The 12,170-nt window shown below is 36.0% G+C and carries 12 protein-coding genes; 8 read left to right on the top strand and 4 right to left on the bottom strand.

What is annotated here, in order from left to right:
* Positions 1–30: 30 nt before the first annotated feature.
* From BUB25_RS03910 to BUB25_RS03890, 5 genes are all read left to right on the top strand, one after another.
* The gene (locus BUB25_RS03910; protein ID WP_072940282.1) at positions 31–1,005 is read left to right on the top strand and encodes a PorP/SprF family type IX secretion system membrane protein; all 975 of its coding nucleotides are present in this window, start codon (positions 31–33) and stop codon (positions 1,003–1,005) included.
* Positions 1,006–1,164: 159 nt separating this feature from the next.
* Complete coding sequence (locus BUB25_RS03905; protein WP_072940278.1) at positions 1,165–2,352, top strand: phosphoglycerate kinase; 1,188 nt, start codon at positions 1,165–1,167, stop codon at positions 2,350–2,352.
* A 111-nt stretch (positions 2,353–2,463) separates the two neighbouring features.
* The gene (locus BUB25_RS03900; protein ID WP_072940276.1) at positions 2,464–4,458 is read left to right on the top strand and encodes a LysM peptidoglycan-binding domain-containing protein; all 1,995 of its coding nucleotides are present in this window, start codon (positions 2,464–2,466) and stop codon (positions 4,456–4,458) included.
* A 48-nt stretch (positions 4,459–4,506) separates the two neighbouring features.
* On the top strand, positions 4,507–5,484 hold the full coding sequence (locus BUB25_RS03895; protein ID WP_072940273.1) for a DUF4837 family protein: 978 nt from the start codon (positions 4,507–4,509) through the stop codon (positions 5,482–5,484).
* 69 nt (positions 5,485–5,553) lie between these two features.
* On the top strand, positions 5,554–6,000 hold the full coding sequence (locus BUB25_RS03890) for a GNAT family N-acetyltransferase (RefSeq protein ID WP_072940270.1): 447 nt from the start codon (positions 5,554–5,556) through the stop codon (positions 5,998–6,000).
* Here BUB25_RS03890 and BUB25_RS03885 read toward each other — a convergent pair whose 3' ends face one another.
* Positions 6,001–7,638, bottom strand: a complete 1,638-nt coding sequence (locus BUB25_RS03885; RefSeq protein WP_072940267.1) for a S41 family peptidase — start codon at positions 7,636–7,638, stop codon at positions 6,001–6,003.
* Between the two features lie 106 nt (positions 7,639–7,744).
* Entirely contained in the window at positions 7,745–8,158 is a 414-nt protein-coding gene (gene rnpA, locus BUB25_RS03880; RefSeq protein ID WP_072940264.1) for a ribonuclease P protein component, read from the bottom strand.
* Between the two features lie 126 nt (positions 8,159–8,284).
* Between rnpA and BUB25_RS03875 the strand changes: the two genes are divergently transcribed.
* From BUB25_RS03875 to BUB25_RS03865, 3 genes are all read left to right on the top strand, one after another.
* Positions 8,285–9,019: a lysophospholipid acyltransferase family protein gene (locus tag BUB25_RS03875; RefSeq protein ID WP_072940261.1), complete on the top strand. Its 735-nt coding sequence runs from the start codon at positions 8,285–8,287 to the stop codon at positions 9,017–9,019.
* A 10-nt stretch (positions 9,020–9,029) separates the two neighbouring features.
* The gene (locus tag BUB25_RS03870) at positions 9,030–10,016 is read left to right on the top strand and encodes an acyl-ACP desaturase (RefSeq protein ID WP_072940257.1); all 987 of its coding nucleotides are present in this window, start codon (positions 9,030–9,032) and stop codon (positions 10,014–10,016) included.
* A 114-nt stretch (positions 10,017–10,130) separates the two neighbouring features.
* Positions 10,131–10,784, top strand: coding sequence for an HD domain-containing protein (locus BUB25_RS03865; RefSeq protein ID WP_072940254.1), 654 nt, complete (start codon positions 10,131–10,133; stop codon positions 10,782–10,784).
* Positions 10,785–10,803: 19 nt separating this feature from the next.
* On the opposite strand, the gene BUB25_RS03860 is transcribed toward BUB25_RS03865, so the two are convergent.
* On the bottom strand, positions 10,804–11,208 hold the full coding sequence (locus tag BUB25_RS03860; RefSeq protein WP_072940251.1) for a hypothetical protein: 405 nt from the start codon (positions 11,206–11,208) through the stop codon (positions 10,804–10,806).
* Between the two features lie 177 nt (positions 11,209–11,385).
* A complete protein-coding gene (locus BUB25_RS03855) occupies positions 11,386–12,168 on the bottom strand; it encodes an enoyl-CoA hydratase/isomerase family protein (protein ID WP_072940248.1) in 783 nt (260 codons plus the stop codon).
* Between the last annotated feature and the right edge of the window lie 2 nt (positions 12,169–12,170).

Below are 12,170 nucleotides of genomic sequence, written 5' to 3'. Positions count from 1 at the left end.
GGAGCGATTCTCCCAAATGAAAATATTCAAATGAAAAAAATAATAGCATCATTACTACTTTTGGCTGTAACTTCGGGTTACAGTCAGGAGTTAAATTTACCGGTTTTTACGCAATATCTTGCTGATAATCATTTTGTAATTTCACCTACATTTGCCGGGATTGGTGATAATCTTAAAATTAGAGCCAATGGATTGACCCAATGGGTGGGCATAAAAGACGCCCCAAACAATCAATCAGTTTATGCCGATTTTAGAATTGCGGATCAATCTGGGGTAGGACTTTCTTTTTATAATGACAGTAACGGACATACAAGGCAAACTGGTGCCAAATTCTCTTTTGCACACCACTTGATTCTGGATTATTATTCTAAGCAGTATTTGTCTTTTGGAATGTCTTACAATATCAATAATTTTAAAATTGATATTGATAAGTTCAATACGACTTATGAGAAGCCGGTTTTGGATCCCAGTATTACCGACAATAGGTTTGTGTCCAACAACAACTTTGAAGTGGGTTTACTATATAGAAATAAGTCGTATTATTTGAGCATGAATGCCAGCAATATTTTGAATAAGAATGCTGATCGATTTTCGGGAGTGGAGCCTGTTTTATTAAGAAATTACCAAGTGTATTCGGGTTATGTTTTTAAAAGTATGAATGACGGTCGGGCTGAATTTGAACCTTCCGTTTTTTATCAATATTTTGCCAGTGACGGTCGTTCGAGTACTGACGTGAATATAAAGTACAGAAAATTTGACAGATACGATGATTATTACTGGATTGGCGCTTCCTATCGTTTCTTGAATGACCAGTTTTTTAAACCCTTGAATGTAGGGCCAATGATGGGTTTTAAGAAGTCTAATTTTTATTTTGCCTATTCATACCAGTTGACCACGAACCAACTTGCTTCATTCAATTCAGGGACGCATGTGGTTACCATAGGAATTGATTTTCTGCAAGGCATTAGTAATTGCCCTTGTACGCAGAGCCCGGTGCATGACTAAAATAGGCAATTGCTTGATTCTTATTTAATAAAACATATTTTTTTTATTAAATTACAACGATTTCGTTGATTTAAAGTCTGTTTTTTTAATTTTTTCAAATTTGTAGCGAGTCTAAAAGTCTTATATTTGCTGTTCTTTAAAAACAAAAAACAGACCTAAATGAAAACTTTGAACAACTTTGATTTTAAAAATAAAAAAGCAATAATCCGCGTTGATTTTAATGTCCCTTTGGATGAGAATTTTAACGTAACAGATGCAACCCGAATAGAAGCAGCAAAACCAACCATTGATGCCATTCTTGCTCAAGGTGGAAGCGTGATTTTAATGTCGCATTTGGGACGACCAAAAGGAGTGGAAGAAAAATATTCTTTGAAACACATTTTGAAAACAACTTCAGAAGTGCTTGGAGTTCCGGTTCAGTTTGCTTCAAACTGTGTTGGTGTTGAAGCTACCACAGCGGCTTCAAATTTAAAATCGGGAGAAGTTTTGTTATTGGAAAATTTACGTTTTCATGCCGAAGAAGAAGCAGGTGATGTTGCTTTTGCAAAAGAATTGGCTTCGTTGGGCGATATTTATGTAAATGATGCCTTTGGAACAGCTCATAGAGCACACGCTTCGACTACAATTATTGCACAGTTTTTTCCAACGGAAAAATGTTTTGGATTGTTGTTGGCCAAAGAAATTGAAAGTTTGAATAAAGTATTAAAAGATAGCGAGAAACCCGTAACGGCAGTTCTTGGTGGTTCAAAAGTATCTTCTAAAATTACGGTTATCGAAAATATTTTGGACAAAGTAGATCACATGATCATCGGTGGTGGAATGACCTTTACTTTTGTCAAAGCCTTAGGCGGAAAAGTGGGGAACTCTATTTGTGAAGACGATAAACAAGAATTGGCCTTAGAAATATTAAGATTAGCTAAAGAAAAAGGAGTTCAAATCCACATTCCGGTTGATGTTGTTGCTGCAGACGATTTTTCGAATACCGCCAACACTCAAATTGTTGACGTGAGAGAGATTCCAGATGGTTGGGAAGGATTAGATGCCGGTCCTAAATCATTGGCTAATTTTGAGAAAGTGATCATGGAGTCTAAAACAATCCTTTGGAATGGACCATTGGGTGTTTTTGAAATGGAGGCTTTCGCCAAAGGAACCATAGCACTTGGAAACTATATAGCTGCTGCTACGGCAAATGGAGCGTTCTCTCTTGTAGGAGGTGGAGACTCTGTTGCGGCAGTGAAACAATTTGGTTTGGAGGATAAAATGAGTTACGTTTCTACTGGTGGAGGTGCTATGTTAGAAATGTTAGAAGGTAGAACATTGCCGGGTATTGCTGCAATACTAGACTAAAAATTGCATTTTTAACAATATTTATTCAATTTTTTAGTTGTAAGCTGTTAAGTTTGTAAAATAAGTGATTTTTAATTATTTATAATTTAGTAAGTTGACAAAAAAAAAGAGATGAATATAAAAAATGCCACCCTACTATTCTTATTAATATCAATTCCTTTGTTTTCGCAAGAAGTTGCCGAAAACAAAGGAATTTCTATTGTTGAGAAAAAGCTATCGTACTTAGATTCGATAAAAAAAACCTTCGTCAATGATGATTTGGCTTCCTGTGTCGATAGTTTATGGATAAAGGAATTGACTGATCTGGATTTGTATAACGACATCACTAATGATATTGAAAACATTAATGTTGATGAGAAAGTAGATTATGAACTTTCTACCGAATTGCTGCAATCGAGGCTGGCAGAAATGAATGCCAAATCACCCTTTAGAATTGAATACAATCCAAGTCTTGAAAACGTTATTAAATCCTTCTTGAAATACAGGAAAAAATCGTTTGGACGATTGATGGCCATTTCTGAATATTATTTTCCACTATTCGAAGAAGAGTTTGCCAAAAACAATGTCCCTTTAGAAATGAAATATTTGGCCGTTGTGGAGTCGGCTTTAAATCCAAAAGCGGTGTCTAAAATGGGTGCTACAGGACTGTGGCAGTTCATGTATCATACCGGAAAACAATACAATCTTACTATTGATTCTTATGTAGACGAACGCAGTGACCCTCTAAAAGCGACAGCAGCAGCCTCACAATACATGACCAATATGCACGCTATTTTTGGAGATTGGGAGCTGGTATTGGCGGCTTATAATTCGGGTCCTGGAAATGTTTCTAAAGCCATCAGGCGTTCTGGGGGGAAGCAAAATTATTGGAATATTAGAAAAAACCTTCCCAAAGAAACCCAAGGTTATGTTCCCGCTTTTTTGGCAACCATGTATTTGTATACTTATCGAAAAGAACATGGAATTGTTCCTGATAGGGCTGAGGTACCTCATTTTGCGACTGATACCATAATGATCAAAAGAGAAATTTCGTTTAAGCAAATTTCCGATTTACTGGATGTTCCTGTTTCACAACTGCAGTTATTGAATCCGTCTTACAAGTTAAATTTAGTGCCTTTTTATAAAGATAAAAATCATTATCTGCGATTGCCGCTGGATAAAATCGCTGTTTTTACTTCTAACGAGGATAAAATTTATGCCTATGCTCAGTATCAATTAGAACAAAAAGAAAGTCCATTTCAGCCTTCAATTGCTATAGCAAGCCAAACGGTTTCTCAAACCAGAACAAAATATTACAAGGTGAGAAGAGGGGATAATCTGGGCGCAATTGCTGATAAATACGATGTCTCTGTAACCGATTTAAAAAAGTGGAACGGAATCAAAGGGAATACAATTGCTGCTGGGAAAAGCTTGAAAATCATAAGTACGGAAAATAGAGTAAAAACCGTAAAGAATGAGCCAAAAATTGAAATAGCCGCTACTCAAGCCAAAAATACCAAAACAACAAAAATTGCAAAAGAAGTTAGTAAAGATTCCTTAGCGGCTACTGCAAGCTTTTATATTGTTCAAAAAGGGGATAATCTAAATGCGATTGCCAAAAATAATAATGTGACTGTTGCCCAAATTAAAGAATGGAATCATCTTAGCGGTGATGCTATTCAATTGGGTGCTTCATTAAGATTGACCGCCATCGAGAATGACGCTGAAGAAATTGTTGTGTCGAATACGGATTTGAAAAACAGGGAATATATTGTTCAAAAAGGCGACAATCTAGGCAATATTGCTAAAAAGTTTGGTATAACTTTAACCGATTTAAAACAATGGAACAATCTGTCCGACAATAATATTGTTTTGGGACATAATTTGATTGTTGGCAAGGAGGATTTAGAAAGCAATACTAAGCAGTTAAGTATAAGTACATTCAAGAAAAAAGGGAATGTAGCCGTTGTTCCAAAACAAGAAAGCAGTTATTTTGTCCAAAAAGGGGATTCTTTGTACAGTATTGCCAAAAAATATCCAGGCGTAACGGTTTCAGATATTAAAAAGTGGAACGATATTAGCGGTGAAGAAATTAAACCCGGAATGAAATTAAAAATTGGAGGATAACATGATGTTTCTCTCTGAAATTTGGTTTTGTTTTATAACTGAATTCTAATGAATAAAACCCATTTTTTATATCTTTTTATCTCTCTGCTTCTTTTTTCATGTAAAAAAGAGGATGCCGATTTGCCTAAAAAAACTGCCGGAAAAATCAATAGTATCTCGGTTATCGTTGATGACTTGTGGTGGAATGGCGAGATAGGGGACAACATTCGGAATAAGTTTGCTTCTCCCGTGATTGGCTTGCCGCAGGAAGAACCTCTTTTTACCATAAATCAGTACCCCGTCAAACTGATGGAAGGATTTATGACCGATTGCCGAAACATTATTGTGATTAAAAAAGGCAATGAGAATAAATTCCAAATCAAGGAAAATCAATGTGCCGCACCTCAAAATGTATTTCATATCACAGGGAAAACAGCTGGAGCCATTTTGGAAATTCTTGAAAAAAATTCGCCCAAAATGATTCAGATTATTCATCAAACGGAAATTGCTGAAAAACAAAGACTCAATAGAATGTCATTGATGAATGCTAAAGCGATTAACAATAAGTTTAAGATCAAAATCGAGATTCCTTCCAGTTATGAGCAGGTGCTTCAGAAAGATAATTTTATTTGGCTTAAGAAAGAAATCGTCAGCGGAAATACGAGTTTATTAATTTATCAATTGCCATTAAACTCGTTTAAAAAAGGTGCTAACTTAGTGTCTAATGTCATCAAAATAAGGGATTCTATCGGGCATTTGTATATTCATGGGAAAGAAGCCAATACGGATATGATGACCGAAGAAGCTTATGCGCCTTATTTTTTTAAAATAAAACAGGACGGTAAATTGACTTATGAAACCAAAGGAACCTGGGAAGTAAAGAATGATTTTATGTCGGGGCCATTTGTCAATTATGCGATAGTTGATGAAGAACACGACAGGCTTTTAGTTTTAGAAGGCTTTTGTTATTCGCCTTCAAAAGAAAAAAGGGACTTAATGCATGAATTGGAGTCGATTATTAAATCGGTTAGTATTGTCAAGAATTAAATAGTGAAATGTAGTTTTGAATTCATCTTAGTATAGATTTTCAAAATAAAAGGGATAAAAAATAAAAATATGGGGTTACAGTGGAAAATAAAGCCTTTTAAGGAACTATCAGTTGATGAACTGTATGATTTGCTTCAATTAAGAAGCGAGATCTTTGTAGTGGAGCAAAACTGTGTCTATCTTGATTTAGATGGTAAGGATAAGCTTGCATTGCATCTTTTTGGCGAATTTGAAGGTAAAATCGTGGCCCACGCCCGACTTTTTAAAGCCGGAATCAGTTTTGATAATGCGTCAATAGGCAGAGTTGTGGTCGATGCAAATTACCGGGACAGGAAATGGGGACATGATTTAATGCGGGAAGCCATTGCCGGTGTAGCGCATCATTTTGGCGAAAGCAAGATTACAATTGGTGCTCAATTGTATCTGAAAAAATTCTACGAAAGCCACGGTTTTGTGCAAACCAGCGAAATGTATCTGGAAGACGACATTCCGCATATTGAGATGAAAAAAGAATAGTTATATTTTGAGTATGCTTTTATAGTCGGCACTATTGTTCAAAATAGAGACCGATTTCTTGATTTCGGCACTGTTTTTTAGATAATATTGATACAGCCCTTCTTGATATTGATAGCGTTTTATGATCTCTGCCAGAATTAATTTCTTGATTTCTTCTTGATTTTTATCCAACAGCGTTTCCTCACTTTTTTGCAAAGCAGTAAGTAACTGTTGGTATTCATTGCTGATTGTGGCATCTATACTTTCTTTTTTAGCCATAGCCAAAGTTTTTTTCAGAGCCAACTCGGTTTCAGTGTCAAAAGAGAATTTTTCGGTTTTCAAAAACTGTTTGAAATCCTGATAATCTGCTGCGGTAAAATTTGGAATTTGATCTCCCGGATTTGGGTTTTTAAAATAATAGCGGGTCACATAATTAAAGATTCCGTCATTTTTCAATAAGGCGTTGGCAATAGCACTTGTGCTTGATTCCTCCAATGCAATATCCGGCAAAATTCCTCCACCGTCATAAACGGTTCTGCCCTTACGGGTTTTGAAAGCGTTAAAATTCTTTTCTTCGGTTCTTTTGGCCTGACCGTTTTTGTCTTTATGGGTGTAATCTAAGGCCTGAATGCATCTGCCAGAAGGCGTATAATAACGCGAAATAGTTACTTTTAATTGAGTGTTGTAAGTCAAGTCTACCGGTTTTTGCACTAATCCTTTTCCAAAACTGCGGCTTCCTACAATAACCGCGCGGTCTAAATCCTGTAAAGCTCCCGAAACAATTTCTGAAGCCGAAGCACTTTTACCATTGATAAGAATAACCAATGGAATTTGAGTATCTACGGGTTCAAAAGCGGTTTTGTAGGTGTTGTTGTGCTTTTCTATTTTTGATTTGGTGGTGACAATAACCTCATTTTTAGGAACAAATAAATTGCAGATATTTACTGCCTCGTGTAGCAATCCTCCTGGATTCCCCCTTAAATCGAGTACAATTCTTTCGGCACCTTGTTTTTTTAGTTCTTCAAGAGCGGCTTTGGTTTCGAGAGCCGCTTTGTTGTTAAAGCGTGCCAAAACAATATATCCTGTTTTCTCGTCTATTTTTGCGAAAAAAGGAACCGATTTGATCTCCACTTCATCAAGAACAATTTGGGCGGTACCGGTTTTGTTTTGACGGATGTATTTCACATCAATTTTAGTGTTTTTTGTTCCCCTCATCAGCTGGGAAGCATCTTCTTTGAAGTCAGCCAAAAGAACGTCACCAATTTGGATAATCTCGTCTCCGGCTTTAAATCCGGCTTTGTCAGCCGGAAAATTCTTGTAGACTTCTCGTATGATCAGTTTGTTTTCTTTTCGGGTAATCAAAGCGCCTATACCAGTGTATTCTCCGGTATTGTTTATTTTATACTGCATTACATCCTGCTCGTTAAAATAAACGGTGTAAGGATCCAGGTTGGCCAGCATGCCTTTGATGGCTTTGTCCATGAGGTCGCCGGGATTTGTTTCGTCGACATAGTTCGTGTTCAGCTCTTTGAAAAGAGTGGTGAATATCTCGATTTGTTTGGCGATTTCAAAAAAGTCGTTTTTGAAACTGGCGCCCACAAATAAAAATGCCGAAGCGACAACAGGAATAATATATTTCTTTTGGAAAAAGGAAGTCATCAGTAGTAGTTCTAGTATTATTGAACTACTAAAATAGTAATAAATGACCAATAATAAAGACGGCTAATGAAGGAATCTTAAAGAAGAGCTTGTAATACTTTGTAAATTAATCTTTTATTGAATTATCATCGTTGATGGTAGCGTCTTTTTTTATGTTTTGGGCGATGAATTTTTCAAACAATTGAATCGTTTTAGTGTTGATTTCTTCATAAGACAAGCGGTCTTTGGTTTGGTAAAAAAGCATGAAAGCATAGGGCTTGTCCAGATTGTCAATAAGTAGATGCTTGTTGAGGCGGTAAGTTTCGCGAAGAATACGCTTAAAATAATTGCGGTCTACCGCTTTTTTAAAGTTCCTTTTAGAGACAGAAACGCCCATTTTTATTTTTTCATTTTCGTCTAATGAACCCGAATGAAATACCAAACGCAAAGGATATTTAGAAACCGACTTGCCTTCAGAGAATAATAATCCAATGCTAGTCTTACTTTTTAGTTTTTCGTTTTTTGGATAAGTGAACTTCATTTTCTGGTATAAAAAGGCAAAGATTTTTGTTGACAAAGGTACAATTAAACGATAAACCTACTTATTGTTTCAGAATTAAATACCGCTAAAAATTTATTTCTTACTTTTGCAGCTAATTTTTTAAGAATGCAAAAAATAATTTCGTATCCCATATCCGTAATTTATTATTTATGTTTTGGACTTACGTTGGTGATTTTCCATCCGATTCAATGGATTTGTCTGAAATTTTTTGGCTATCAGGCGCATAAAAAAAGTGTCGATTATCTGAACTTTTTTTTGTTGAAATGCACTAATCTTATTGGTACAAGATACCATTTTGAAAATATAGACAGCATACCCAAAGGAGTCCCAATCATTTTTGTGTCCAATCATCAAAGTATGTACGATATTATCGCTATGATTTGGTTTTTGCGACGTTTCCATTGTAAATTTGTAAGTAAGAAGGAGTTAGGGAAAGGAATTCCAAGTGTTTCTTTTAATTTGCGTCACGGAGGTTCGGCATTAATTGATCGAAAAGATCCCAAACAAGCCATTCCGGAGATTAAAAAATTATCTGAATATATTGAAAAAAACAAGCGTTCGGCGGTGATATTCCCCGAAGGAACCCGAAGCAAAACCGGTAAGCCAAAGGAGTTTGCCCAAAGCGGTTTGAAAATATTATGCAAATACGCACCATCGGCCTATGTGGTTCCTGTGAGCATTAATAATTCTTGGAAAATGGTTAAATACGGTTTTTTTCCTTTAGGTTTAGGAAATCGTCTTACCTTTGTAATTCATAAGCCATTAAAGGTAAGTGAATATAATTTTCCAGAGTTGATAGAGAAAACGGAAAGTGAAGTAGTAAAAGGAATAAAATTTTAATTTATATAAAATGTCTATAAAAAACATTCGATTAGAAGTTATGCAGTTTTTGGAAAAAAACGTGACTAGCTATGTTGATCAGTATTTAATACCTGTGGAACAAATCTGGCAGCCATCTGATTTTTTACCAAATTCTGAAAGTGATAATTTCTTGGAAGAAGTAAAAGAATTACGTGAAATTTCTAAAGATTTACCTTATGACTTTTGGGTTGCGATGGTAGGAGATACTATTACCGAAGAAGCTTTGCCAACCTACGAAAACTGGTTGATGGAAGTGGAGGGAGTGGATAATTTAGAAAGAAACGGCTGGTCTACCTGGGTACGCCAATGGACAGGAGAAGAAAATCGTCACGGCGATTTGTTGAACAAATATTTGTACTTATCGGGTCGTGTCAATATGCGCGAGATCGAAATGACAACGCAGCATCTTATCAATGATGGTTTTGATATTGGAACCGGAAGAGATCCTTATAAAAACTTTGTTTACACCAGTTTCCAGGAATTGGCGACCTATATTTCACACAATAGGGTTTCCCAATTGGCTAAGAATTATGGCGATAAAAAATTGTCCAAAATGTGTAAGATGATTGCAGGAGACGAAATGCGTCATCACCATGCGTATAGCGAATTTGTAAACCAAATTTTCAAAGTGGATCCTAGCGAAATGATGCTTGCTTTTCAATACATGATGAAGCAAAAAATCGTGATGCCGGCTCATTTCCTGAGAGAATCGGGACAAAAGATAAGTTCTGCTTTTGAGCATTTTTCTGATTCGGCACAAAGAATTGGGGTTTATACTGCCAATGATTATGTAGATATCATGCAAAAATTAATTGACAAATGGGAAATTGATAAAATTAGCAATCTAACTGATGAAGCGGAGAAAGCGCGTGATTATTTGATGAAATTACCGGCTCGTATGGCGCGTATTTCGGAAAGAATAGTTATCCCAAAAGAATCTCATATTTTCAAATGGGTTGAACCAGCAAGATTATAAAATTAACGAAAGTTAATTTTAAGATTTTGATAATGCAATTGAGCTAAATTACAAATGTTGGTTTTTAAAGTGTGAAAGCTTTGAAAATCAACATTTTTTTTAAAATTATAAAAAATGAACAATACCGATATCATCAGTAAAACGATTGCTTTTGTAAAAGAGAAACTCCATCAAGCCGAAGGCGGACACGATTGGTTTCATATCGAACGAGTCTATAAAAATGCATTGTTGATTGCAGCGACTGAAAATGGTGATCTAAAAGTTATAAAACTGGCCGCTTTGTTGCACGATATTGCCGACAGTAAATTTCATGATGGTGATGAAACTGTAGGGCCTCGTGTTGCCAGAAGCTTTTTAGAATCACAGCAAGTCGATGAGGTGATCATTAATCATGTCATTAATATTATCGAAAACATTTCTTTCAAAGGAGGAAATGTAGAAAGAAATTTCACTTCTATCGAACTCGATATTGTCCAAGATGCGGATCGTTTAGACGCTTTGGGAGCGATTGGAATTGCCAGAACGTTTAATTATGGTGGTTTTAAAAACAGAATGCTTTACGACCCTAATATCGCGCCAAATACTAAAATGACTAAGGAGGAATATAAAAATAATGAAGCGCCAACGCTTAATCATTTTTATGAAAAACTACTGCTCTTAAAAGACAAAATGAATACCGACACTGGTAAAAAAATCGCGCAGGAAAGACACCGTTATATGGAAGGTTTCCTTTCGCAGTTTTATGCTGAATGGGATGGCGAAAAATAAGGATCTTGGGAATTATTGTTTAAATAATCCCTTTTTCTTTCATTTCGATAATCACATCCGAAGCATTTTTAAAAGTAGGCGCTTGTTCGATTATGGTTCCCACTCTTTTTTTATTGAGTTTAAAGGTGATGTCGTTTTCGGTTGTGAATAAAAGTGCCGTCAAAAACGGATTATTCATATAAGGAGCCAAAACAATAAAAGCTTCATCTACAGTATGAAAACTTTCAATTTCTTCGGTTTTGTAACGTGCTGTTAAGGAAAGTTTGTAATCGTTTTTTTCATCATTTAAAACGGGACGAACATAGATGTTTTTCAATTCGGTATCTCCTATGGTCTTCGCCAAAGTTAATTTGGCATAGGTACCATTTTGGATGCTTTCTTTTACCTTTTCCCAAAATTGAACGAATACAGGTTGAAATGACATAGGATTGTTTTTAGATGTTGGAAATGCTCCATTTGAAAGAGCAAAATTAAGTGTTGTAAGTGGAAAAGTCCTTAAAATCTATAAAAACTTTGTTTTCTAAATGCAAAACCGCAAATGTTCAGAGGCTAAAGTCTGTACCATTTGCGGTTCGTATTCTATGTTAGATAGAATTGTTTTTTATTCGCCGGTAAATATCGCTTTTCTTTTCTCTAAAAAGGCGGTGGTTCCTTCTTTAAAATCTTCGGTTCCAAAACATTTTCCAAATGATTTTATTTCGGTTTCAAAACCATTCTCGCCGTCTTTATAGTTGGCATTGATTGCTCGAATTGCCTTACTGATGGCTAATGGCGAGTTTTTCATGATTCTTTGTGCAATTCCGTTGCAGTAATCCAAAAGTTCGTTTTGTGGGACTACATGATTCACTAAACCGGTTCTGTAAGCTTCATCAGCAGTGATCATTCCGGCGGTCATAATCATTTCCATGGCACGTCCTTTGCCTATTAATTGCGGCAAACGTTGGGTACCACCATAACCTGGGATTACTCCTAAGGATACTTCAGGAAGCCCCATTTTGGCGTTGTCGGAAGCAATTCTAAAATGACAAGCCATGGCCAATTCTAATCCGCCCCCAAGGGCAAATCCGTTGATGGCTGCAATAACTGGTATTTTGAGATTCTCCACAAAGTTGAATAAAATTTCTTGACCTTGAGCTGCCAATTGTACGCCTTCTTCTACAGAAAAATGGGCAAATTCAGCGATGTCAGCACCGGCAACAAATGCTTTTTCTTCAGCTCCAGTCAAAATAATTACTCTGGTTTCATAGTTTTTTTCCAATTCACCAAAGGCTTCATGCAACTCTTTGATCGTAGCTTTGTTCAAAGCATTCAATTTTGTTGGACGATTGATGGTTATTGTTGCGATGCTATTTTCGGATGAGATTAAAATGTTTTTGTAGCTCATGG

Source organism: Flavobacterium granuli (assembly GCF_900129705.1).
In the GTDB taxonomy this organism is placed as follows: Bacteria; Bacteroidota; Bacteroidia; order Flavobacteriales; family Flavobacteriaceae; genus Flavobacterium; species Flavobacterium granuli.
Note: the sequence above shows the minus strand (reverse complement) of the source record. Positions and strands in the feature narration are given on the sequence as shown.

Bases quoted from the DNA above. Each gene is read 5' to 3' on its own strand.
- BUB25_RS03910 (WP_072940282.1), top strand. From the start codon at position 31: ATGAAAAAAATAATAGCATCATTACTACTTTTGGCTGTAACTTCGGGT.
- BUB25_RS03905 (WP_072940278.1), top strand. From the start codon at position 1,165: ATGAAAACTTTGAACAACTTTGATTTTAAAAATAAAAAAGCAATAATC.
- BUB25_RS03900 (WP_072940276.1), top strand. From the start codon at position 2,464: ATGAATATAAAAAATGCCACCCTACTATTCTTATTAATATCAATTCCT.
- BUB25_RS03895 (WP_072940273.1), top strand. From the start codon at position 4,507: ATGAATAAAACCCATTTTTTATATCTTTTTATCTCTCTGCTTCTTTTT.
- BUB25_RS03890 (WP_072940270.1), top strand. From the start codon at position 5,554: ATGGGGTTACAGTGGAAAATAAAGCCTTTTAAGGAACTATCAGTTGAT.
- BUB25_RS03885 (WP_072940267.1), bottom strand. From the start codon at position 7,638: ATGACTTCCTTTTTCCAAAAGAAATATATTATTCCTGTTGTCGCTTCG.
- rnpA (WP_072940264.1), bottom strand. From the start codon at position 8,158: ATGAAGTTCACTTATCCAAAAAACGAAAAACTAAAAAGTAAGACTAGC.
- BUB25_RS03875 (WP_072940261.1), top strand. From the start codon at position 8,285: ATGCAAAAAATAATTTCGTATCCCATATCCGTAATTTATTATTTATGT.
- BUB25_RS03870 (WP_072940257.1), top strand. From the start codon at position 9,030: ATGTCTATAAAAAACATTCGATTAGAAGTTATGCAGTTTTTGGAAAAA.
- BUB25_RS03865 (WP_072940254.1), top strand. From the start codon at position 10,131: ATGAACAATACCGATATCATCAGTAAAACGATTGCTTTTGTAAAAGAG.
- BUB25_RS03860 (WP_072940251.1), bottom strand. From the start codon at position 11,208: ATGTCATTTCAACCTGTATTCGTTCAATTTTGGGAAAAGGTAAAAGAA.
- BUB25_RS03855 (WP_072940248.1), bottom strand. From the start codon at position 12,168: ATGAGCTACAAAAACATTTTAATCTCATCCGAAAATAGCATCGCAACA.